The sequence below is a fragment of the Undibacterium paludis genome (assembly GCF_022568815.1).
Taxonomy (GTDB): domain Bacteria; phylum Pseudomonadota; class Gammaproteobacteria; order Burkholderiales; family Burkholderiaceae_D; genus Undibacterium.
On sequence record NZ_JAKZHX010000011.1, the window covers coordinates 185,328 to 208,814 of the forward strand.

At 49.2% G+C, this 23,487-nt stretch carries 25 protein-coding genes; 21 read left to right on the forward strand and 4 right to left on the reverse strand.

From position 1 onward, the window contains the following. Window positions 1–56: 56 nt before the first annotated feature. Both LZ463_RS19560 and LZ463_RS19565 read left to right on the forward strand, forming a co-directional pair. Window positions 57–311 (forward strand): hypothetical protein, encoded by a 255-nt coding sequence (locus LZ463_RS19560; RefSeq protein WP_241457526.1) that lies wholly within the window; start codon window positions 57–59, stop codon window positions 309–311. Window positions 312–533: 222 nt separating this feature from the next. Continuing rightward, complete coding sequence (locus tag LZ463_RS19565; protein WP_241457528.1) at window positions 534–914, forward strand: hypothetical protein; 381 nt, start codon at window positions 534–536, stop codon at window positions 912–914. A 37-nt stretch (window positions 915–951) separates the two neighbouring features. On the opposite strand, the gene LZ463_RS19570 is transcribed toward LZ463_RS19565, so the two are convergent. Both LZ463_RS19570 and LZ463_RS19575 read right to left on the reverse strand, forming a co-directional pair. After that, window positions 952–1,818, reverse strand: coding sequence for a hypothetical protein (locus tag LZ463_RS19570; RefSeq protein ID WP_241457530.1), 867 nt, complete (start codon window positions 1,816–1,818; stop codon window positions 952–954). Between the two features lie 496 nt (window positions 1,819–2,314). Beyond that, window positions 2,315–2,545, reverse strand: a complete 231-nt coding sequence (locus LZ463_RS19575; RefSeq protein ID WP_241457532.1) for a hypothetical protein — start codon at window positions 2,543–2,545, stop codon at window positions 2,315–2,317. A gap of 4 nt (window positions 2,546–2,549) precedes the next feature. On the opposite strand from LZ463_RS19575, the gene LZ463_RS19580 reads away from it, so the two are divergent. The 14 genes from LZ463_RS19580 (at window position 2,550) to LZ463_RS19645 (ending at window position 15,326) form a co-directional block, all read left to right on the forward strand. Continuing rightward, window positions 2,550–3,329: a hypothetical protein gene (locus LZ463_RS19580; protein WP_241457534.1), complete on the forward strand. Its 780-nt coding sequence runs from the start codon at window positions 2,550–2,552 to the stop codon at window positions 3,327–3,329. Between the two features lie 332 nt (window positions 3,330–3,661). After that, entirely contained in the window at window positions 3,662–4,108 is a 447-nt protein-coding gene (locus LZ463_RS19585) for a hypothetical protein (protein WP_241457536.1), read from the forward strand. 3 nt (window positions 4,109–4,111) lie between these two features. Beyond that, on the forward strand, window positions 4,112–4,726 hold the full coding sequence (locus tag LZ463_RS19590) for a hypothetical protein (protein ID WP_241457538.1): 615 nt from the start codon (window positions 4,112–4,114) through the stop codon (window positions 4,724–4,726). Between the two features lie 15 nt (window positions 4,727–4,741). Beyond that, a complete protein-coding gene (locus LZ463_RS19595; RefSeq protein ID WP_241457541.1) occupies window positions 4,742–5,467 on the forward strand; it encodes a hypothetical protein in 726 nt (241 codons plus the stop codon). After that, window positions 5,464–6,027: a hypothetical protein gene (locus LZ463_RS19600; RefSeq protein ID WP_241457543.1), complete on the forward strand. Its 564-nt coding sequence runs from the start codon at window positions 5,464–5,466 to the stop codon at window positions 6,025–6,027. The genes LZ463_RS19595 and LZ463_RS19600 overlap by 4 nt, the downstream gene beginning before the upstream one ends. 80 nt (window positions 6,028–6,107) lie before the next feature. Next, the gene (locus LZ463_RS19605; protein ID WP_241457545.1) at window positions 6,108–6,644 is read left to right on the forward strand and encodes a hypothetical protein; all 537 of its coding nucleotides are present in this window, start codon (window positions 6,108–6,110) and stop codon (window positions 6,642–6,644) included. A 10-nt stretch (window positions 6,645–6,654) separates the two neighbouring features. Further along, window positions 6,655–7,182, forward strand: coding sequence for a lytic transglycosylase domain-containing protein (locus LZ463_RS19610; protein WP_241457547.1), 528 nt, complete (start codon window positions 6,655–6,657; stop codon window positions 7,180–7,182). Next, window positions 7,160–8,302 (forward strand): type IVB secretion system coupling complex protein DotM/IcmP, encoded by a 1,143-nt coding sequence (icmP, locus tag LZ463_RS19615; protein WP_241457549.1) that lies wholly within the window; start codon window positions 7,160–7,162, stop codon window positions 8,300–8,302. The genes LZ463_RS19610 and icmP overlap by 23 nt, the downstream gene beginning before the upstream one ends. A 41-nt stretch (window positions 8,303–8,343) precedes the next feature. After that, entirely contained in the window at window positions 8,344–9,111 is a 768-nt protein-coding gene (locus LZ463_RS19620; protein ID WP_241457550.1) for a hypothetical protein, read from the forward strand. Window positions 9,112–9,233: 122 nt separating this feature from the next. Beyond that, on the forward strand, window positions 9,234–11,771 hold the full coding sequence (locus LZ463_RS19625) for a type IV secretory system conjugative DNA transfer family protein (protein WP_241457552.1): 2,538 nt from the start codon (window positions 9,234–9,236) through the stop codon (window positions 11,769–11,771). 17 nt (window positions 11,772–11,788) lie between these two features. After that, on the forward strand, window positions 11,789–12,424 hold the full coding sequence (locus LZ463_RS19630; protein ID WP_241457715.1) for a YcbK family protein: 636 nt from the start codon (window positions 11,789–11,791) through the stop codon (window positions 12,422–12,424). 4 nt (window positions 12,425–12,428) lie between these two features. Further along, window positions 12,429–13,505 (forward strand): hypothetical protein, encoded by a 1,077-nt coding sequence (locus LZ463_RS19635; protein WP_241457554.1) that lies wholly within the window; start codon window positions 12,429–12,431, stop codon window positions 13,503–13,505. Between the two features lie 564 nt (window positions 13,506–14,069). Continuing rightward, entirely contained in the window at window positions 14,070–14,282 is a 213-nt protein-coding gene (locus LZ463_RS19640) for a hypothetical protein (protein WP_241457555.1), read from the forward strand. A gap of 177 nt (window positions 14,283–14,459) precedes the next feature. Beyond that, the gene (locus tag LZ463_RS19645) at window positions 14,460–15,326 is read left to right on the forward strand and encodes a hypothetical protein (protein ID WP_241457557.1); all 867 of its coding nucleotides are present in this window, start codon (window positions 14,460–14,462) and stop codon (window positions 15,324–15,326) included. A gap of 283 nt (window positions 15,327–15,609) precedes the next feature. Here LZ463_RS19645 and LZ463_RS19650 read toward each other — a convergent pair whose 3' ends face one another. Next, the gene (locus tag LZ463_RS19650) at window positions 15,610–17,967 is read right to left on the reverse strand and encodes a DotA/TraY family protein (RefSeq protein WP_241457559.1); all 2,358 of its coding nucleotides are present in this window, start codon (window positions 17,965–17,967) and stop codon (window positions 15,610–15,612) included. A gap of 30 nt (window positions 17,968–17,997) precedes the next feature. Then, complete coding sequence (locus LZ463_RS19655) at window positions 17,998–18,504, reverse strand: hypothetical protein (RefSeq protein ID WP_241457561.1); 507 nt, start codon at window positions 18,502–18,504, stop codon at window positions 17,998–18,000. Between the two features lie 209 nt (window positions 18,505–18,713). On the opposite strand from LZ463_RS19655, the gene LZ463_RS19660 reads away from it, so the two are divergent. The 5 genes from LZ463_RS19660 (at window position 18,714) to LZ463_RS19680 (ending at window position 23,454) form a co-directional block, all read left to right on the forward strand. Continuing rightward, window positions 18,714–19,202 (forward strand): type IVB secretion system protein IcmW, encoded by a 489-nt coding sequence (locus tag LZ463_RS19660; protein WP_241457563.1) that lies wholly within the window; start codon window positions 18,714–18,716, stop codon window positions 19,200–19,202. Beyond that, complete coding sequence (locus tag LZ463_RS19665; protein WP_241457565.1) at window positions 19,199–19,825, forward strand: hypothetical protein; 627 nt, start codon at window positions 19,199–19,201, stop codon at window positions 19,823–19,825. Before LZ463_RS19660 ends, LZ463_RS19665 begins: the two co-directional genes overlap by 4 nt. 118 nt (window positions 19,826–19,943) lie before the next feature. Next, a complete protein-coding gene (locus tag LZ463_RS19670; protein ID WP_241457567.1) occupies window positions 19,944–20,582 on the forward strand; it encodes a hypothetical protein in 639 nt (212 codons plus the stop codon). Between the two features lie 14 nt (window positions 20,583–20,596). Further along, entirely contained in the window at window positions 20,597–21,766 is a 1,170-nt protein-coding gene (locus LZ463_RS19675) for a hypothetical protein (protein ID WP_241457569.1), read from the forward strand. A gap of 32 nt (window positions 21,767–21,798) precedes the next feature. Then, window positions 21,799–23,454, forward strand: coding sequence for a transglycosylase SLT domain-containing protein (locus tag LZ463_RS19680; RefSeq protein WP_241457571.1), 1,656 nt, complete (start codon window positions 21,799–21,801; stop codon window positions 23,452–23,454). Window positions 23,455–23,487 lie beyond the last annotated feature (33 nt).

Consider the following 23,487-nt stretch of genomic DNA (forward strand, 5'->3'; position numbering starts at 1 on the left):
TGTGACAGGGTTAATGTTTCAGGTTAATGATGAAGCAATAATAAAAGGAGGTAATCATGGCATTGCCAGTATTGGCCGGTATGGCGGCGAGATACATAGGAACAAAAGTAGTGGAGCATGGCATAGAAAAACTGGCTACCAAGGGCATAGAAAGCGTGCTCTCATCGGGTGCTTTGAAAGAGGGGATGGGCAAGCTCGACCTGGCTGGCAAAATGGATATGCCATTCAGCCCATCAAAAATGTTGATGTCGTCAGTCATGGAGCCTCCGGTAAAATCATTGATGAAAAGTGCCGCTCCGGCAATGAAGTAAGGTTTGTGATGATGTTCTGATGTGAAGGGGCAAGCGCACCATGTGCGGCAAGGCCAGGATGTCTGTCGTCTGCTCAATGCATATCTTTGCATGTATCCATGTCATATAGTACGGACTGTTGTGCCGGTACTTCACATTCTTCGAGTGGACTCGTTCGCCACTTGCTAGCCAGGGTTAGCAGGCAGATAATCAAGCTATCTGCACTGCGCAGTTTCGTAACGCATGCTCGTCAGTTCTGTGGATGCGGGATTCAACTACACACTCAGCGCTATGAAAATTTCGGATCTGGTTTTATATGTCAGAATTTGGTTGCTGATGGCAACGATATGGTTCTTTGCAGCCGCCATCGAAAGATTCAGCTACCCATTTCGTTATGATGGGGAATTGCGCGCCGCCGATGTATTAAAACTTACCGGTGATTGCAAGGGATTGGCTGGCGACACCATGATTGCATGGCGCCTGTCGGCCGACAAGAAGAGTGTTGAGTATAAATGTCCGGCTTCAAAGCCATGGCCGTTTTATTCCACAAGTTCGAGTACTGATTTGCCACCGGCGATCTTGCGCGCCGTTACCGAGGCTAAAAAAGAAACTGGTAGAAAGTAAGTGACCAGCCGGACTTTGGGTGGCAGGTGGACATGGCTTACATTTTGGGGCCGGTTTTCGCTGCTGGTGAGTGGTCAAGTTTCTGACTGATCAGATCGAACAGTTCCGGTTCCACCTTGGTCCAGTTATCGCCGTTGAGTGCGGTAACGTTGGCAGTTTCTTTGGTGGCGGCGTCCTGGTACGGGCCAATTGCACTGAATTGTGAATAGCCACCTGCCTCGCGGCGTAAAGTGAAAAAATCGCCTTCAGCGTCTTTGTAGGTCCGTTCGGCAAATTTTTCGTCACCTTCGCTGCCATAGCCAAAATCAACCACTTCAAGCTTGGCTGGCATGATGCCGCTGTCTATGTTGCGCTGATGGGTAGTGGTGTCTTCGATCTGCTCGACAAAGCTCACCTGAAAACTGCCGCCCAGCATCGCGCGCTTGCCGATTTCGGATAAGGCGTCAGTAATCATGGACGCCGCATTGACGTTTTCCATTGCGACTTCATGGATGTCTACGCTAATCTGGTGTACGGATTTTCCTTCGTCAAGGCCTGGCTTGACGTCAATGGCGACATTACCAAATTTTTCCAGCTTATCGACTTCAACGCGAATTTTGTTGTAACGCTCGAAAATATCGGTGCTGATCAGGCATGCACCGGTGACGGTGACAGCCAGTTCGGGTTTGATGTCAAGGATGCCTTTTTCGCGCAGTATATTGGCGATTTCGACGCGCGCATACATTTGAATCTGTTTTGGATCTTCAAAATACAGCACCCCTGAAAGGACCCTGTCTTCTTCCGATTCAACAAGTTCAAATATGCGGTCTAGTTGCTCCTGTGCGACAAATTCAGGGTCAACTCCATTACGGCGAAGTACCTCAAGAATATCTTCCTCCGTAAGATCAATAGTTGAGCCACTCATCTTTGTCCTCTTGCTCTCATCAAGCAATTTTTTATTTTTAGCACGCGAGATATTACGAAATTAAAGTACGAAAGTCAAACCAATACTGGTAGTAGGCCTATTAGGCTACTGCACTAATATATTCACGCCGCCTACCTTGTTAAGCGAATATCTCGCAATTGATTTGTATGGTTTCATGCTCTAACCGTGCAGCTCGTATTGCGCATGTTGTCAGGTAAGTATCTAAGGATGTAATGTCAAATTTCAACTACTTCTTTTGATACTTTATTCTTTCCGTTGGTCGTGATAGTTGTTTGTTCGCGCAAAGCTTGCAAGCCCTCTATTCGTTCTGATGTCAGTCCATATGCGCATGACTATCAGGAGTGTCTGCAGCAATAGCGGTGATAAGTTTTTTTGAATTGTAGGGCAGCTGACAGCGACATACATCCCGTCGTTCCTAGTCTTACAAAATGTAACATTTTGCCTTGGTGGGACCGGGCCGCTCCCTCTACCATTGTCAGGCAAGCGCTGTTGATTCAGTCTTTTCTTTTTTATCCGAATGAGCACTTGTCCCGGTCATCAAAAAACTGATCATGGTTTCATGTTCGGCGTATTGGCAATCAAATACTGTATCGCGTGCCTGTGCTGATGATGAGTGGAAGTAGATTCGGAATATACTTGCAAAGTTAATGACCAGGCCACCTTGTTTGCGTGCCTGGTTTGAATTCGTTTTATTTGTTGGAGACATGTACGTGAAATCAAGCAAGCCCGAGTCTGAAAAAGTCACCAAAGTGGTGAAGCGTGAAAAACGCAAGCCAGCGGTCAAAGAAGTGCCTGTGGATGAGGTGTTTCCTGAATTGATGATAGTCGGGACCAATATTGCAAAAAACAAGAGTTACTATCTTGCGCAGAAAGAATTGATACAGCGTGTAGCGCATGGCATCTATATACCGACAGATCGCATTGCTGATGGTCAGGCCATTCTCAAGCGGCACGCCATTCGCCTCGCCAGTCTGCACTTCAAGAATGCAACCGGCCTGTCTTATTCCAGCGCGTTTACCCTGGAGGCCATTACGCCCGAAGCCGGTCCGCCACTGGTTTTTGTTGCCGGTGATTATTCCTATGGCCTTGAGCTGGGTGAAGGGGACATCAGGCTCATGCTGGTGCAATCCCTGCATCCGCCGTATGAAATGCTTAAGCAGGATGGTGAATATGAATTGTATGAGGACAAGATATGTTCTGATCCTATCGGCGAATTCGTGGTGAAAGTGCCGCGTCCGGAACTGCTGGTGTTGCACAATTTTGAGCGTGTCAAGGAGTGGTCGGAAAAAAGAATTGCCAATGAGCATCTGAAGAGCTTCGTCAAATGGATTGTTGACGCCAGGTATGACGGTTCCATCCCCGCATTCTCGGCCAATTTTGCTGAGCTGGCGATAAGATGCAATCGTTTGGAAGAGCATGATCATGCTGTCACCGCCCTGCTCGCAGAGGGCTTCTCCATGTCTGAAAGATACTTGCGGAAAATCGTTTGACTTTTGATTTTCGTTCGCCTAAACTTTGCCTCATATATGGGGGTGGCGCTACTGCCTGCGCCACAAAATGCGACTTAAAACACGAAGATTTGCCTTTCTGACTGATCGCTGCCGAGTGCAGCGACGGTGAGTTGAGTCTGGATGTATCAGAAGTGGCTGTCGGTTGTGTCGGTCACATTGCTGGTGCGTTCTGGATATATCGGATTCCCTGGATTGGTGTACCTGATAGCGTGCATGCTTAAATCCCCCATATTTGTTGTAAACCGTAGGGCAGCCACAGGCTGCTTTTTTATTTATCTGGGAAAGAGCAATTCGTGGATATTGAGGCGATCTTGACAAAGAACCATGGGCAGCAGACGGTTGATGCAAGAATGTCTTTACGGCAGGCGGTTCAACTGTGCGCGCAGCATTTGTGCGATATCGGCCTGGTGTTGAATGAAGAAATGATCGTTCCGTTTTCTTTTCGGAATTGCATGATTTTCCTTTCAAAACCAGATGGCCAATTGCAGGTGGATGTTGCAGTTTCCCAACCGGTGCAGATGGACCATGCCATTCAATCCATGCATTTGAACACCCGGTTTGTGATGAATGAAATGGTGGCGCAGGCTATAAGTTTGTATGGGGCAGAAGGTGATCAGGCATTTGCCATGTCCTTCCTGTTCCGGGATGGCTGTGGTCTGGTGAAGTTCGGACAAGACAAAGCTTACCTGGTTGAATTGATAGAGCGTATGCCTCTGTCGTTTGACCACCAGGTTGTATTCGCTGAGATAGAGGAGTAGCAGGTGAAAATTCTTTCAATGGTACTGGTCATGGTAACACTGACAGTCACCGGATGTGCTTCACGCCAAACTGCGCAGTATGATGATGCGGTTCCTGAAAATAATTTCAAAGGCATCGTGGAGCTTGATGCTGCAAAACACGCTCCTTTCATGCGTGACGTGCAACTGGCTGCGCCGCTTGCCGCTGATGTGGCTAGGCCCGACCCTGCGCTGATGAATTATTCCTGGTTTTACACACGTGGTGAAACGTATGGCCAGCATCTTGATGCCTGGGCACACAAGTTTGCTTTCCGTTTTGAGTCACGCATTCCTCTTGGTTACGATCCCTATGTACAGTCTGACGGCAGCTTTACTGGCAGTCTCTATTCCGCTCTTGAAGATTTGAGCACTTTTTCTGACGAAGGCAAAGCCAGTTTTCATCAATATCGGGACAGCAAACGTTTGCGCACAAAAAGCCTGCAAATCACGGTATATGAAAAGCAGCGTTATATTCGCGTAGAACTGAGAAACCCGGCAGCAGAAGTGGCTGAGGCTGAACGTGATGAAAAAGAGCGTCGTGAAAACGAGAAACTGGCAAGCAAGTCCGGTTTTCTTGATTTCTTTCGTTCAGCAAAATAAATAATCTCCCTGACCATGGTCTACGCCGCTTCTTCCCTTTTCTTGCTCGGTTTGCTGCTTATCGGGGTGCGCACCTATGTGCCAACCAGTATCAGCAGCAACAGTACCAGTTTCAAATCGCTGTCATACGCAGGCATGGTGGGTATATTGATGATAGCCATTTCCTGTGCCCTGACTGCTTATGTCGGCATTTTCAAGTCTAACGACCAGTTGCCCGCGCCTTCGCCTGTGTCAGGTGATTTTGGTTTCTCCGCCAATGCAGCCAGCACAAGTCAGGGTCCAGCGATCCAGAATGGCGCCGCACTGGAAAGAAGCGCCACGAACGCGCAAGCTGCGCCTGCAGAATCTGCGGTAAATCCCATGATGCAAAAAACAAATGCCACTGGAACACCTTCAGTCTTTTCTCTGGCGCAGGCAAGTCAGATGTGCGCCGGCTTTTCAGATGTGGCAATGGGCGCCCTGCTGGCAGGTGCAAAAAATGAGCCCTATGCACCTTATGAGTTAAAAGCCAAAGCACTGAGTGAACAGGTGATGCGTCTGCCTTTTGTACGTGAGGCGGGCGCTAAGCCTATGCAATACGTCTCTACTCTGTTTGCCACCTTGATTGAAGACCAGTATTACATCTCTCCCCAGAACCGTGCCGTGCAATTGGGCCTGATTGGCAAGGTAGATAGAAAACTCGCACTCGATGCCATGAATCAGGTCTGCGAACTGAAAATTCTGGAGATACGTGCAAAATGAGCTCACCAGCAGGCATGGATCAATTGACTTTGCTCAGCAAGACCATGGAGTCTTTGCTGGCGCCAAAATATATTTTTTTTGCCAATAACGCAGACGGCCGGGTTCACGATGGCATCGTCTATGGTAGCCGCGAAAATGACTGGATTTATGGTGAAGATGGCTTATTTCCGGCCATGCTGTACCTGGCAGAACGTCACTACAAAGACAGCTTCTTTGAAGGTGATTATGCGGTTGCCCCGGCAACTGGTACGCTTTCTCCAGGTTTTGGCATAGACTGGGTTGCTGATCCTGAATTCAAGAGTCGCACTGGCTATCGAGCACAGATTGCGGCGGGTGGTCTGGCAGTATCGCCCTCGGTGATTTTGCTATTTGTGCTTGATTCCATAGAGCGCATGCATCAGTACAGCTACAGGAAAGTAAAAGACTGGCGTTTCGAGATTGATGATGCGCAATTGCTGGAGGAGCTGGAAGAAAAAAAGATAGTAAATGCGAATGGTTTGCTCGATCTTTTTCAAATGGTGCTTGCACCTTTGCCTGAGCCAGAGCCAGAGAACGTATAAGACACATAGCAGTTCGCATGCTGGACATATCATAATTTGCATACAAGCCGTATAAAGCCGTATATTCGTAGGGAATTTCAATGTCGGAAAAGAAAGAAGCATCGCCACTCAGGCGAAAACTGATTCCTTCTGCTGATGCAAAGAAGGCGGCAGGTCTGACCAGTGGGGCAATCCGCCGTCTGTTCACCAGTGTGCGCTCGGATCGTGAGGAAAGTTTTACCGAGGCACAAGAGCGTCTGGGCTGGACCGAAGATGATATCGCCGGGTTTGAAGCATATAGAAAAAAAGAAACGGTCATCTATGCTGTGTTGACGGCAGTGGCTTTTCTGTTTGCCTGTTCTGCGCCGTATTCTCAAAACCCCTTGTCCCATTTCGTGACGTCACTGGCGGTAATGCTCATGATAGGCACCCGCTGGCTGGTCGCTCATTTCCGTCTGACACAGATTCGTCAGCGTGCCCTGTTTTCTTTTGCTGAATACCTGGGAATACTGTTTCCCTTCCTGGCGGAAAGCGTCAAGGAAATTGGTGCGGGACTGGACGAGAAGAGCACGGATGGTACCGTCAAAAAAGCAGAGGATGTGAACAATGTTGTCGACCTGAGCAAGAATCACAGCTGAGGTAGTCATCATGGATGCCTATATCGCGCCACCGGATACTGCATCGGAAGCAGCTTTTTATTCCTGCATCAAGGGAGCGTCAGAATATTACAAAGTACCGTCCATGGCTTTATTGTCGATTTATGCGCAGGAACGCGGGTCTTCGCAGCAGACTGCAAGGAACCAGAACCGCAGTCAGGACTATGGGCGTTTCCAGATCAACGATGCGAGCTGGAAACAGTATCTGGCCGAACATCATATACGCCTGAACCAGGTGCTGACGGATAATTGTCTGAATGCTTATGTTGGTGCGAATATTTTCAAGCAGCGCTATGTGGTGTGCAAATCGGACGTGTGGTGTGCCATCGGCTTGTATCACTCTGCCAATGAGCCGCATCGTAGCAATTATGTAGAAAATGTCTACAGCAAATACAGATCCTTGCAAAAGGATACCAAGTTTTTAAATTGGTTCCGTTCACTGGCTTTGTATGATGCCAGCACCGGCAACTGGGAATATTTTAGAGGAGGAGCAGTGCATGCCGCCACCACAAGCAGGTAATTCAGGAAACGACAACTCCAGCGATGGCTTGTGGAGCATGCTCCTGTTCGCTGCAGGAGTGTTGGTACTCTGGTTCGCCGGCAAGGGCTTTATCGTTGGTGCCATTTTCCTGTTTCGCTCTTATGTCACCGGGCCGCTGATCGCTTTTTTTGACGCTGATGTCGGCGCTGCGCTGGAGTGGATGAGGCATGCGCCGTATGGAGAGGTTGAGTATGCCGAGTTTGCCGCCAATGGTGAACTGATTGGCCGGTACACAAAAGTCCCGGCCATGCTGTTGTGCATGGCCATGGGGGCATATATTTACTTCAAGCACCCATCACAGAAATTCAAGCGTCGCTGGGACATGTTTTCCCTATCGAAAAAAGAAGTCGTATTGTGGCCCTGCATTACGCCTGTGCTCAATGCCAATCTTTTGAAAACACCAATAGAAAGCGGGCGTTGGGCGTGGAGCACGACACCCAGAGAATGGGTGGAGAAGAATCAGTTATGGGAGAACTATGAAGAAATCTCACCGGTCAGCGGCTTGCCGGTTGAACGTCGCCGCCTGAATATGGCAAAAGCTGAGATAGCATTGATCAAACAGCTGGGTCCGCGTTTTACCAGTTTTAATGATCTGCCGCCTTACCTGAAAGCTTTGCTGGGTTCTTTTATGGCCAAAATCTGTGGCGACAAGAAAACGGCACTGAAGATACTGAATCAATTGTCCGCTTCCAGTACTGCGGTTGGTGTTGCCAGCAACGATGTCAGTGCAAAACTGGCGCTGGCCAGTTTTGATACCGAACTGGGTGTTGCCTGTTTTGAACGTTACAAGAGTGACGAGAAAATTGTCAAGATACTGGCGCGCCATGCCTATCTGTCTACGGCCATGCTGGCCCTGCTGGATAAGGCGCGTGCCAGCGGTGTGGTGGCTTCGGCTGAATTCTTGTGGCTCAAACCGGTCAATCGTACCCTGTTTTACATGTTCAATGCATTGGGGCGTCGCACTTGCTGGATGGATTCTGCTGGCATATTTGCGCATTACCAGGCTGAACTGCAAACCAGCAAGAAAGTGGTAAGGCCGTATGTAAAAACAGCGCTTGATGGTCTGGCATCCTATCTCGAAGAATATATCGACGCTTAGGGTGGTCAGTAATTTTCACTATGTTTTTTTAGGATTATGGAATGTTAAAGAATATCATCAATCGTTTCGAGACTTATCAGGCGCTCAACGTCAACAAGAATTTCAATTCCCAGGAACTGACCGTACTGGGCAAGATATTGCTGGAAGGTTCGCGCGAAGTTGAAGTGGCAAATGTCATACGCTTCCCTTCCATAGAACGTGGCTTCTCCATTTTTTCCATAGAGACCGGCGCTGCACTGTCTGCTTCGCCTAAAGTGGCAAACTCAACAGAAGAAGGGCAGACTGCAACAGTTGCTGCCACGCATGCTGAAAGTGCCTTGCCCAGACTCGCCACGGGCCTGGTCAATGAATTGAAAAACGATGCTTACCACCTGATCGTAAGACAAGGTAATACGCTTGAGAATGGCATGGTGCTGGCATCATTCAGCAATGTGCAGAGTGCCGGCATGGCCTTGCGTAAATTGGCCAAGCTGAACGCCAGAAAGAGTCGTTTCTGGAAGATACTCGGCTTCCTGATCGTGGTGTACCTGTTGCTCTCTCTTCCGATGATCAAGCGAACTCCTGGAAAGTCCGTGGAGGAGATTACCAGCAGCATGGAACTCCGTAATCCTGAAATCGCACGCCAGGTGGAGAACGCCAATCGTGCCCGTACTGTCGGTAGCGAGATCATGAGCCAGTCTTTGCCGGCTGCGCCTATGCAACCTGATCCTGGTTCCATGCTCGGTGGTGCTACCGTGCCGCAGACTGAAAGTCAGCCAGCGGCGCCAGTAACCAAGCCAGCCCAGGCGAATGGCAATTTTGGTTTTTGAGCTGAGCACAATCTCACGAAGAGTATTCGTGGCGCACTGTTGAGTACAGTCGAGCCATGTCATTTGATGCACAGTGTTGCCAGTCTTGTTGTTGTCAGTATTAATCCAGTTTCGAGGGAAGCATGTCCCAACCACACCAGGCGGGTCTAGAGCCAGAAAACGAGGTGAAAGCTCATCACCGGCGGCGTGATACACGTCCGCAGTTGCAAAGAATTAAAGAAGACATCCTGTTCAAGCCCGAGGCTGCATGCATACTGATGTTTGTGGTCGGGGCTGCCGCCATGATGTTCCCTGCCTGGCATGAATACATCGTGGTATTTTGCGCCTTGCTCTTCTTGTACATACGCTCCAGTTTCAAACACTATAGCCTGCCTTTTCGCATGCCGATGTCGACAGACTACAATCCTGCTGCCGATGATGGCAAGGGACGTTCTGGCATCATCGACCCGGAAGAAATCAATCCGGCTACCGACAAACCAACCTGGGCAAAAGGTATTTCGCATTTTGGCAACCGGAAAAAAGATGATGCCGAATTGTGGTTCAACAACGACGACCTGCGTACCCACATCCTGATTTTCGGTTCTACCGGTAGCGGTAAGACTGTCACTCTCGTATCGATGGCGTATAACGCCCTGATGCAAGGGTCGGGATTTATTTTTGTTGACGGTAAAGGCGATGCGAGCCTGTTTGCCACCATTTTTTCCATGAGCCGGGCCATGGGCAGGGAAGACGATTTCCTGATCATCAACTTTGGTACAGGTTCACGCGATATCGAGGGCCCGCAACTGACCAAGCTCTCCAATACCATCAATCCCTTTGCTTTTGGCGCATCTGATGCATTGACACAGTTGCTGGTAGGTTTGATGGGCGATTCTGGCGGTAGTGGTGATATGTGGAAAGGTCGCGCGATTTCCTTGCTGACAGGCTTGATGATAGCACTGGTGTCATTGCGTGATGCCGGCCGTATTCTGCTTGATGTGGAAGTCATTCGCGACTTCATGCAATTGAAGTATATCGTTGCTCTGTCCAATGGCAAGAATCCTATTGATGGCACACCCATCAAATTATCTGATCGCGCCCAGGCAGCGATCAAGGCTTATCTGAGTTCCCTGCCAGGCTTCGTTGAAAAGAAAGGCGCAGACCAGTCAGCCACCACGCTGGAGCAGCATGGCTATCTGCAGATGCAGTTTACCCGCGTACTTGGTTCCTTGTCCGATACACTGGGCCACATCTTCAAGACCAATCTTGGCGAGGTTGATTTATACGATGTCGTTGTCAACCGTCGCATCCTGGTGGTCTTGTTGCCGGCACTGGAAAAATCCCAGGACGAACTGGCCAACCTTGGTAAGGTTGTCATCATGAGTTTGAAAAATATGATGGCAGCAACCCTGGGTGCGCAAATGGAAGGCAGCAAGATGGAGGTGCTTGATAACCGCCCCACCAATGCACCCTCACCATTCGTCACCATCCTGGACGAATACGGCGCCTATGCCGTACCTGGTGTTGCCGTGATGCCGGCCCAGGCGCGCAGTCTGGGATTCAGCATGGTGTTTGCCAGCCAGGACATGCCGGGCTTTGAGAAGGCATCCAAAGAAGATGCTGCGTCCATTGCCGCCAACTGCAACATCAAGATTTTTATGAAACTTGAAGATGCGGAACGCACCTATGAGATATTTGAAAAATCCGTGGGCATGGCAGATGTCATGGTGATGGGTGGCATGCAAGCCAATACCAATGGCATAGGCACCAATTACATGGACAATATGAATGCCACGATGGAACAGCGTTCCCGTGGGTCATTGCAGGACCTGAAAGAACAAAAGCCGGGCGAGGCGCATATCCTGTTCAAATCCAGGATCATACGTGCACGCATGTTCTCATGCGGCATGGTCGATGAAAGAAACCTGCTGGGCAAGTACCGGCTCAATCACTTCATCAAGGTCAAACCCCCGGCCTATGGTGAAATGGCTGAATGGGACTTGCCTGCCGACGCGATACGCAAAAAAGTGGAAGAAACTGCGACTCCTGCGCAGGCACAACAAGCACCACGCACTGAAGAAGCCAGCAGTGTTGCTTTCGCCAAAACCAGGGCTGCCGAAGCGATGGCAACTACGGCTGCTGGCAATGTTGGTGACGCCGGTGCAAATACGTCGCCGACACCCGAACGTGCAGCCAGGACCTTGTTCAGCAAGCGCTCTTCCCGGAAAAAAGCAGAAGACCTTGAATTCGATGGATCGGTAGTCAGCATCTTTGGCCGCAGCAACGAAAGCCTGGATGCCGACAGCAGAGCAGTTGTAGCAGATTGGGCGGGAGAAACAACGTCGGCCTTGCATGAACAACTGGCGGGGCCTGCTGCTTATGAGGTCGCCTGGCAGACCGAGCAGACGCTGAGTGAACTGTATGCCATGGAAGAGCAGACTGGCAAAGGGCGGCAGCCACAGATATTGATCGATCGCCAGCATACTCATGCGGCACTGATGGCCATGGACCGGCTGTTCGGGCTGAATGCAGCGCAGGCAAAAAATCATGCGGATCATGTTGTGCATGCGATTGCTGCGAATGCCTCTTATGTCTGCGGCACGGTACCGGCAAAACGGCCGGAACAGAGCAGCCTGCTGGCGACATTCAGGCACAGGTATGCTCCCAAGTCAGCAGCTTGAAGGCAAACGTGATAGCAATGGAAAACTCAGGGCAGCAAACTGACGGCAAACAGGGCAGGCGCGATTTTCTCGCCAGCTCGTTCGCCATGGCTGCGGGCCTGATATTGCCTGCAAGCGCCATCGCTTCAGCCGGGCAGTTGTTCCGGCCGGATTTTTATTACCCTGCGCACGTCGGCAACGGCCAGATACTGCGACGTATTTATCTGACCAGGGAGGCATCAAAGTGGCATGCCGCTGAAAAAGCTGATTTTTTGTTGTGGGACAAGGACGGCAGGATAGATGCCGAAGGCTATAAACGCTTCTGCTGGTTCCTGCGCGACGTCAGGAGTGCCAGAGTGGTCCAGGTAGACATGCGCCTGGCCGCATTGATTACGGCCTTGCAGAGCCACTTCTGGTTCAATCAGGGCATACATGGTTACTACCACCTGACTTCCGGCTATCGCTCATGGGTAACCAATGACAATACCGAAGGTGCAGCAGCAGATTCCGGCCATGTGTATGCCGGTGCAGCCGATGGCTGGCTTGATGGTGTCAGCACCGACAGCCTGGCTGATGTGGCGCTGGGACTGAGGGCTGGCGGCGTAGGTTTATACAAAAAACGTGGGTTTGTGCACACTGACGTGGTAGGCAAACCAAATTTATGGAAGGCATGAAGCAATGCAAAAAAACTGGATATTAAAAAATGCCATACTCGGATTGAGTATTTCGCTTTCTCTGTCGGCCATGGCGGCGACGGACTGGAAGAAAATCATGACGGCGCGCGGGAGCAAGGTCGTCAAGGAATTCTCTTCTCCCTCAGGATTCCGTGGACTGGTTGTAGAAAACTCCGGTGTTGAGAAGACCTTCTATGTAACTGAAAACGGTGACTATCTTTTCTCCGGCGAATTGTTCGGTGAAAACGGCTCGCCTGTCTCTGCCTCTACCGTGGTGCCCAAGTCAGCACCTGACTGGAAGCGCATCATGCAGGAGAAAGGCAATAATGTGGTCAGTGAGTTTCGTTCTGCTTCGGGTTTCAAGGGTCTGGTGATAGACCGTAACGGCAGTAAAAAGATTTTCTACGTCACGGCCAACGGCAAGTTTCTTGCTCTGGGGGAAGTATTCAATTCTTCTGGTGGTTCCATTACCAAGGAGGAAACTGCGCAGCAGCTCGGCTCCGGAGCAGCCACTCCGCCAGTCGCGGCTGCAAGTGAAGTCGACAAGACGATTTCAGAGCAAAGCAAGATGCTCAATAGTATCCGTGAGCTTGAAACCATGCCTACGGAATTCAAGAACAAGGTGTTTGCAGCTGCCGAAAAATCAACAGCCTGGGTAGAAGAGGGGAGTGGCAATAATATTGTCTATGTCATCTTTGATCCGATTTGTCCGCATTGCCATAAAACCTGGGAAATGTTGCGCCCTTATGTGCAAAGAGGCCTGTTGCGGGTACGGTGGATACCTGTGTTATCACTGAGCGGCAATAATATGCAGAGCCCGTCGGCGCAGATGGCGGCCTATTTCCTCAACAATCGCGGTGAGGCAGATATCGTCGACAAGATGTTTACCAAGACGATCAAATCCATACAACCCGATGACAGGATGGCGCGGGCTCTGTCACAAAACCTGCTTTTCCTGCGCGATACCAATTTCCGCGGCACACCATTGCTGATCTATCAAAGGGCTGGCGAAAAAAATGCTTTCATTGTCCCAGAGCAACCTGAAGTCGCACAAATTGAGCGCATGATCAGGAAAAATTGAAACCAAATGTATCCTTTGTCAGAGATTGCCTACAAAACGACATAAAAACATACATGAAGACATGAAAAAAAGTGGCTGGTCCTGGTGTGAGATCAAGATGAAGCGAGTTTATCGTTTGCGTCTCCTTTAGCCTTGCCTTGACTGAAAATCAATGCATCATAACCGCTGAAGAGCTCACATTTGTATTAACCGGGAACCCCATAATTGAACAGACGAGGACGTAGTAAGCGTTGTTTATTTACTATTTTCATTTTTGTCAAGTGGAATTGCAAATAGAAACAATATGCAAAAGCCGTTTGGGCATGGCGCTATAGGCTGAATATGGTCGCTAGGTTAAGATACGAAGCTTGAACACCTGCTATGAAGCGAATCTGGCGAAATTTCTGCAAAGTAATATGCCTTAATAAAAATGTCGACTGCAAAGAAATAAATTGTATTAATTCATGTGCTTGACATTCTTTCCTGCAAGAATCATCAGTGCCGGATAGCTTCATGTAATAAGGCGAGGAAGTCGATAGGGACAAAATGATTTATTTCTGGATTTTGTTGATGGTGTTGCTGTGCATGGCAGTTTACGCTTTTGACCAGCAAACCGAAGTTGATCCTGAAGTCGCAAAGCCGCGCAAACTGGTGATCAGACTGATAGTCTGGGCATTGAAGTTGCTGCGGCAGGTGGGCAGAAATATCGTGCAGGGATTTAAACACGATGTTGCGGGTATCGTCCCGCGTAGTCAGTTAAAAAAGCGAGAGCAGCAAAGCTCGGAACAGCAAGATTGATAAGAGCGTTTTAGTTTGGAGCCTTCAGTGAACGAAATCATGAATGAGGATTTGAAATCTTCAGCACCCGGAGCCAGGCCACAAACCAAGTGGGCGGATCTGATGATGCACACTGTCCGTATGGTCGTGGCCTATGATCCACGACAGCAGAGCAAGCGTCTGTGCTTGCTGGGTTCCTTGTCCGCCGCTCAGCGTCGCTTGCTCATGCTTGAAGGGTTCTACGAAGAGCAAGGGATCCTGTTCCGGAATGAACTCAATTTTGGCCTGGCGCAATTGAGCAACATTTTTCCTTATGTGCGAGTGGTCAGTAAATATGCAGAAGAAATAGGTGTGACTGTCAGTGATCTGCTGGCGATGCATCTGGAGTTGAAGAGAATTGCCGCGGCCCGACCAACGATATTGAGTACTAAGCCGTCGGTAGAGAGCGACACGGCTCAGGCAAATCTGCCACGTCCATTGCTGACGATTGAACCTGTACCTTTTTCGAGCCGTTTTTCCAGTGTACGAACACATCTTGCACAAGCCGATTTCAATCGCCTGAAAAAATCCATATATATCCGTGCCGGTTATCGTTGCGAGATTTGCGGTGAAAACGGTTTTGAGCAAGGACACCAGCATCCTGTCGAATGTCACGAAGTATTTGAATTTGACGAAACCAGCGGTACACAGAAAATGTCAGGCCTGATGTGCGTCTGCCCAAACTGTCATTCAGTAAAAAACATAGAGTTGACCAGAGCCAAAAGTGAAGAGGATTTTGAGGCTGCATTAAATCGCCTGGCCAGCATCAATGGCTGGAGTAAATCGCAATCTATGGCGTATTACCAACACTCCATGCACGTTTGGAAAGAACGTTCTAAAAAATCCTGGATATTGAATTTACAGTTACTGGATGGTATAGGTCTGCAGTTTCCCAGTGATAATGGTGCCATGTTAAAGCGAGTCAAGCGAGGACGTGAAGCCAATCCCGTCCTCCCGTTTCTGGCACAAATGCCTTTAAGTGGTATGAAAATGTATGCCCAGGCAGGAGTTCAGTCAGAGATTTGATGTAAAACAAGTTCTCAAACAAAAAGCATCATGTGTCGTTCCCGGCACATGATGCTTTTTTTATGGCAATAATCAGGCTGTAATTTCCGTATGGTCATCTCATGTCTGATCTGTGTGACGTAGCACCTCAACAAACAGACACTTTTAGTGGACTGCATGATTATTTTGGGCGGAGTTGCTTGTATTTTTCAGTATGCTCTCTCGTCGCTATCTGTTCTTGTTTGTGCTTTGATGCTCATCAGGTCAAACTGATGAGCATCAGGCTGGCTTTTGTAAAGTGCATTTATTTATTTACAGCGGCGACGATATTGGACGCTTTCTTGCGTACGTCACGACCTACACCACCCAGTGCTGGCGCACTTTCGGTAGCAGCCTTGCCTCCAGCAGCATCCACACCCTGTTGAATATTACCAGCAGTTGTCTGGGCTTGAGAGCCAACTGAATCACTGCCACCTATCCAGCGCATGATATTGTCGGGACCCGTATTGATGAGGCCAAATACCATCAAGATCATTTTGGTGGCAATACCTGAATATAAGATTAAGGTGCCGAGGATAGTCATCACACCAACCATGGAACCTTCGGTCATATTTGACAACGCCTGGAAAAATCCTTGATTGATGAAAGTCATGATAGGCTTGATCAATACCATTGCAGCAAACAGGAAAATCACCATGAGTGCCGGTCTAACCAAAATAGACAGGACAAACATATAACCTGGCGAACCACGACCTGCAATGTCATGGCCTTCAGGATGCATGTGGGCTATGGCCCAGATTGGCGCGGCAACGACTGCTTCCACAAACGAAATCAACCACCAGGCTACACCTGTCACCCAAAAAACATAGGGCATCATGGGCAAAATGATACCCAGGAACATCCCCATGCTCAGCATCGCCCCAACTACTGCGGAGAGTATTATCGACATTGTGGGGTCATCGCTCTTGTCCTGCTTGTTTGTGGTCAAAGCGCCAGCCCCGTAAACCAGCATGGCTTCTGCGGAAACGATAGTGGTGTCACCGATGGATTTCAATTCTATGAGTGGATCCAGGCCGTATTCTCCGATTTTTCCAACTTTGGCAAATTTCAATAACCCGGTGGAAATTCCATCTGTGACATTGGTCCAGATTTTTCTGACATCTGAACCCAGGCCAAAACGTGGAGTTTGACTGTCTATTTTTGACGCAAGGCTATTGGTACCGATTACAGCCTGCTCTACATTGTTTAAAAAGGCAGAAAAGGCAGAATTCTGAAGGTCATTCGCCATGCCACCAATGTTGGGGACAGTATAGGTCGCATGAATTGAGCCATTGATGACGTTTTGTACTGCATTATTCAGATTGCCAATCTTCATATAGAAAGAACCAGCATGCAGCCAACCACCGTCTTTCATTTGCGCTTCCATCTTTGCTGCCCATAAGTCAGAGGGCGCCAAATTTTGAAACAAATATTTCTTTGAATTAAGTTTGATTGCTGCAAGAAGGTCTTGTTCGTATTGAAACTGAACAGTGGATATCACATCACTGACCGAATTTGCAACGCCTGGAAATAAGATGTTTTTTGAAGCGTCATCGGCAGCGAGTAATGCGATTGCCATTGTATTCAAGTCCTTTGACGGACCAGAGTAATTCCCAGCGCCCGCCAGCATATCCATGATGATCTTCTTGTGAGCCTTCCGCATCTCGTTTTCAAAAGGAACCACCTGTGTATCGCGGTCAAACAAAGTGAGCGAATCAACTCCTGTCATATTGAACATGTCGGTAGGGAAAGTCTTTGCATCGGCGATGATGGTGCTGCAGGCTGCGTCACTGGAAATAACACTGTCACATCCGACAAGCCCTTTGTAGCCGTCGAGCAGCATTGTTCCGGTGCCGGTCGATCCCCAGCGCAGAGTGCCGCAAAAACCCGCGCTTTGCGCACTTTGCGAACCATAAGCCCGGTAGGTGATTTGCTGGTCTTCTTCAACAGGATCAATGTGCATGTCGAATTTTTCACCTGCCTGCCGACAGGCAACCATCAAGAATGCCTGCTTGGCTGTTTTGTTGGGTGCCAGATAAGGAGGGGAAATCAGTGTTTGGCTGGTGACTGCCTGATGCGCCACTTTCCAGATGGAGCCGCCAAGCCCCACCGCCTGTAGGCCGCACCAGATCAGCACAATCTGCAGAAAGGAATAGCCTGCAACTGTAGGCAAGAGCATGGCCATGCCCCCGGCTGTCCTAAGCGGCACCATCATGGTGTCCCATTTCTTACCAAGCCATTCACCGTCCTTTGCTGTATGGACCGCGCCGCCAATATAAGTGTAGGCCATGATAATCATGCCTATGACAAGAACGCCGGCATTCATGGTGCTTAACAGCTTTGAGAGAATGTTGTCGCCATTTGAAACGATGGCGCCGCCATAAATACTGGTGACAACAGGGCCGAAAACAAATTTCAGAATTTGTATGGAGTAATCACCGGATTCTCCTTCGGGTGTCCAAAAATTGCCGGCGTAGGCGTTTGTCGCCACGACAATCGACATGAGCGCAAGCAAGACAATTTTGTTCAGGTATTTAGGCATCCGCATAGCTATCTCTTTATGGCTGATGATTGGTTTGCATATCAATTCACCTGAATTCCCTTTGATCGATTTCGTATTCATCACGGATGGACAGGTAAGTTGTAATTAAATTCAAATAGGTGTTACGCGTTTTCTCTTTCGGCCCGACGAGGCTGTCATCCCTGGTCGATCAAGTGGGCTGCCGATTGTCGGCGTTAAATCCATTGCCTGGGTAAAAGCTCTCTCGTGATAGCGCTTCTCAGTTTCTCCGACAAGATTTTCGCTGGGCTTCTTTTTCAGTTTTTTGCCGGGATGCTTCAGGTCATCATTGGCATCCAGTACCAGTACTGGCTTGACCGTGGTCTTACCGTTCAAGGTGACATGCGCCTCATTGAGCGCTATCGCATTTGCATTATTGGTTCTGCCATTTGCCTGGTTCGACATCTCTGACGCGATATCAGCCGCATGCAGCGCGTTGGCCACCAGCATGCCTGCTACCGGGCCCAGCATCATATCGGCGGCATGATGCACGGCATCGATCGCCTTGTGCTTCTGCATTTGCTCGCCCATTTCATCCGCCAGACCCTCGGATTGTTCTTTTGCTAAATGGGTGTTTTGTGGTGTTGATTGATTGTCCAAATTTTACACCAATTAGTTTTTTACTTTCACTTTTTCAATTATTAATGATAACCTGTTGCTAAAAAGTCGACAAGTAAAATAATGAATTTAAAAAAACGTTCACATGTATACGTTTTTTTAAATAAAAGTAAAAAATACAATGGTATTTTCTTTAAACAATTCTGTAGTTATAATATGTAAGTGTTGTATTCTATTGGTATGGGTGGTGAATGATTGATCTGACAACTTCTGGTTTGGAAGATTACTGGGGTGAGGTGGCTCCCAGTGCCCCTTTCATCGTCGCCTCAATGGATGCAGTGGAGGATTGGGTGGTGGACCGCAACGGGGTTGTGGATACGGATCTGAGCTCACTGGTTACTGAATTGCCAGGCATGCTTGCACAAGTCCTGGAAGGCGGCTCTCAGGGGCAAAAAGCAGAATTTGTTGCTGACTTGATTGTGGTATTGGCTTACCTGCGTTCCTCAAAAGCATTGCGTCTTATTCACTGGCTGGAAACCGAATTTCCTGGTTTCGATTTTTTACGCGAGGCCAGGCAGTTATATGAAGAAGGCGGGGTCGCGAGCATGGACAGAGTTGCCTATAAATTGTTGATGGACAGATTGCGCTTTGCCAGTAAGACGGCTTTGCTGCAGACGGTATTTTCTCCTGAGCGCCTGCTGGCGGTACGTAATGCTATTGAGCAGAATGTGAATAGATGATGCTTGCCCTTTTGCGTTTCTTGTTGTGTTCAGGTTTTTTGCTCGGTGCCTTATTGCCGGGCGTAAGCGTGGCTGACGGCATGTCTGGTGTGGGTGATTTGACGATCACGACACTTGATGTTTCAGCGCAGAAGATTTTGGCAGCCAATGGGGTCGTCGGTGCAACACAGGTTGACATGAGCCTTATCGATGATTGTGCCAAGAAAAAGAAGGACGCTGGCGATGACGCAAAAAAAGCAATGGCAACTTCATTGACGCCCAGCGACACTGCGAAAAAACTGAATGATAGCGTGAACGCCTGTTTTGCAAATATACAGATGATCTCCATGGCTTTCAATTTGCCGACCAGTTTTAGTTTTACTGAGCTGTTTGAGCAGATATTGAAACAACTCATCGAAAAACTGGTTGACGAGGTCATCATGAAAATATGTGCGGCGGCAACGGGTGCCTGGAATTCTGCAGTGGGTAATGCGATCAATACGATTAATTCCGGGATCAATCAGTCGGGTATTAATACCTTCGGTACTTTTGTCTCTGTTGGTAGTCCACCACCTGCACCGATGGCGCCTGCGTCTGTGGCTCCGGCGCCTGTCAGCCCACCTTCACCCATTCCAGGGCTGTAACGGGATTGTCGAGGGATGACTGGGGTGGTTTTGTAGTGATAAGTATGTAGCATGTCGGCATGCTGGCATGGGTCAGCACAATGATTGAAAAGTAAGGAGCTTAGGAATGCGAGAAGTGATGAAAAAAACCATTTGCCGGACATTGATCCTTGCGATGTCAGTCATGCCTGTTCTTGCCAGTGCTGACAGTGTCATTACAGTTGGTGCAGTTGGATCAGTCGATTCACCCCTGGTTACGATTGATGTCAATACGCAGAAAGCCATGCGTGCTGCACAAACATTTGGGTCAAACGAAGTGAAGGCTCGTACCTTGAACAATTGCGGAACTTTGGTCGATAAGGCAATGAGCGATGCGGGTAAGAACGTGGCTGTCGCGGCGGCACCTGGCGATCCAGTCAAAAAGTTTAATGACTCCATTAATTCCTGCCTGGATAACATTCAGACGATTTCGATGCTGTTCAATTTACCGACCAGTTTCAGCTTCACTGCTGCATTTGAAGCAATTCTGAATCAGCTTATCGAAAAACTGGTGAGTGAAATCATCATGAAAATCTGTGCAGCTGCAACTGGTGCATGGAATAGCGCGGTGAATAATGCGGTCAATACCGTCAATTCCGGCATCAATCAATCAGGCGTCAATACATTTGGTACTTTTGTCAGTGTCGGCACAGGTAGTCCACCACCACCAGCGCCGAAGGCGCCTGCACCTATGGCACCGGCACCTATGAAATCTCTGTCGACCATCCCAGGCTTATGAGTAAAGGCTAAGCGATGAAAAACTTGAACAAAAAAATTGTGGCAATAGCGGTTTCCTGCACGCTGGCATTGCCAGTGGCTTTATATCCTTTGCGTGCGTATGCCTGTTGTGGTGATGGTGCAATTGCCGCTGCGGGGGCAATCACGGCTGGCGGTACTGTCGCCGGTGCGATAGCAACGGCTGCTGCCGGCATTATTGCCGCCATGACGGAAATTGTGGAACTGCAGATATTGCCCGAAATCTGGGGAGCCGGCGCCAAGGTCAAGGCAGCTGTTGAAATGAATGGTGCCAGGGCTAAGGTGCTGGCAGAGGGAAAGATAGCAGTTGATGGCGATATCAAGATCAACGAAGCAGCCGCTATTGCCCTCTTGAATGTACGCGATCCCATGTTGAATGGTCAGCGTAATTGTTACGACCTGGCTTCTTCAACCACCCTGGGTTCTGCAGTGGCCGGGGTTTCTCCCAATTCACAGAGTGTGCAGGAGAAAGTGAATTACTTCCGCAATGGTTCACCAGATATCCGTACTGAAATGGCCAAGCGCTATCAGGACGATATGACCTATATGGACAGCTCCGCCGAAGGCAAGCGTTACTACCAGGCACCGGTCAATGCTTCCAAGACCGTGCTGGCGTCAGCAGACCAGCCACTGGATGATGCCGGTGTGATTGCAGCGTCCCGCTTTGCCATCAACGTCGTCGGTGAACCTCCCAATACACCTGCCAATGTGGCTGAAATTTCCAAAACTGCAGCTGGCAAGCAATGGCTGTCAGCAAACAACACCTACGCTGCCCGTGCATCCGTTCCCCTGGCAACGATGGAAAATGGAGCGCTGATGCGCAAGGTGGATCCTAGTTTAACGCCAGAATCGATGGGCGTGGTAGCACCAGGGCTGACGGCCTTGTCGCCTTTGCAGGCCATGAAATTATTCGTGGAAAACCGCTTTGTTGACCAGTCCTGGTATCTGACCTTGTCACAATACAATACCAACGGGTTGTTGCGCGAACTGAATAAGATGATGGCATTCAAGAGCTGGATGGACTATCAATCCTATGTGCAACAGGAGCGTGTAGAGCAAAACCTGGCAACGCAAGTGGCCATACTGAATGAAATCGCTGTCAGCCTCAATCCAAATTACACGAAAAATCGTGAAATGGCTATACGTGCGATTGGTAGCACTCCCTAATCGACGCACTGAAAATTACACCAACCATGCGCATGTTTTTCAATAAACAAGAATTGCAGCCACAACCCGCCGCCAGGAAAAGTGTTCCTCGGCGCTATGTCTGGTCGTTGTTGAGTTTTTTGCTGCTCCCCCTGTTTTTTGCGTCCCGGTCGGTATGGGCGTTTTATTGTTGTGAGGTCTGGTCCCCTGCCATGCTGGCGGGTATATCTGAAGCAACGGGGACTATTCTGGCAGCGATTTCAGCAGCAGTGGCTTCGTTTACATTGGCACTCAATGGCTTGGTCAACTATCAGGTTTTGCCAGAAATTTGGGGGGCCGGGGCCAAGGTTGCGGCAGCCATAGAGATGAATGGTGCGCGTAATAAAGTTGCCAGTGATGGTGAAGCTTCAACACTGCAGGGAAAATCTTTCCTGTATGGGTCCCAGGTGGGCCTGAGCGTCAGTCCGCCAAAAGGGCCGCAGGAAGCAGCGACAGCGGCCTTGGTCAAGAACATGGGGAGTGATCATCCAGCCAGGGTCTGTAACGAACTGGTGGCGCAGACACAGGTTACGCCGCTGACTTCTTCCGGCACTGCGATTGCTGCAGATGCGATGAATACGCGTATCGTCAACAGTATGCGAACTTCGCGCATGGCGGATGCTGAAGCCAGCTACAATCGCCATTCCACTTCATACTGCAGTTTGTCTGATGTCTTTAACGGCATCTGCTACGCAGCTGCGGCAGATCACATGCAAAACCTGGATGTGATGCCTCCTGGTTATAACCAGGACGGGGAGACTAGGACTACGCAGTTGTCTGAAGAAGAAAAACGTGCTGCCATGATCTGGTCAGAAAATGTCCTTGGCATGGGCAATTACCCGGCGATGGATTATTCCGAAGATACCTATAACTCGGACACCAGAAAGGCATTTTCGGGCAGTAATAATGTGGTCCAGGCGCGTATGAGTACCGTGGCGCATTCCCTGAATTCCCAGATCGCCCGCCGCAGCAAAGTGGTGGTGGCTTTTAATGCAGATAATTCTGCCCGTGCTGACGTGGCCAACCAGATTGCCGACGCCAATCCCAACCTGGACCCTGCCGCAACGACAACTGGTGCACCGGAAACTCAATCAAGATGCGCTGCCAGCATGGACTTTGCGCAGTACGAAAAAATGGGTAAGGCTGATGTCAACACCGCAATCAACAACTCTTTCGCCAACGCTGATTCTGGTACTCCTTTGCTCAATTTCGGTGTCTCCAGATCAGCCTGGCATTACTATGCCTATGTAGAGTCGACCAAAAATCCTACGGCGGTCAGTTCTGCTGGCTATTACGGTTTATATCAGATGGGGGTCGGTGCTTTGGCTGACGTCGGTATGAGCGGCTTGATGCCAACGGCTGTTTTCGATCCCTATCAGAATGCGATAGCGGCCAAGAAATACGCAATAGCCAATATTGCTGCGTTTTCCAGTACCTTTCCGAATGGCGTCAAAGGTGTGCCGCCAGTTTTCGTCCTGTATGGCATGCACAATATGGGGGCAGCTGGTTTCAAACAGATTTATGACAATATTACTACCGGCGCTCCTCTGTCTGCCGCGCGCAAAAAAGCGATACAAGGCAATATGAGCCCACGTGTTCCACTGGATCAGATCAATGGTCAGATGTACTGGGAATTCTGGCGCAAGAAGTTTGGCGCGAATGCCTGCTAGAGCGCAGCGTGAAAATCCAAATGAGATAATCCT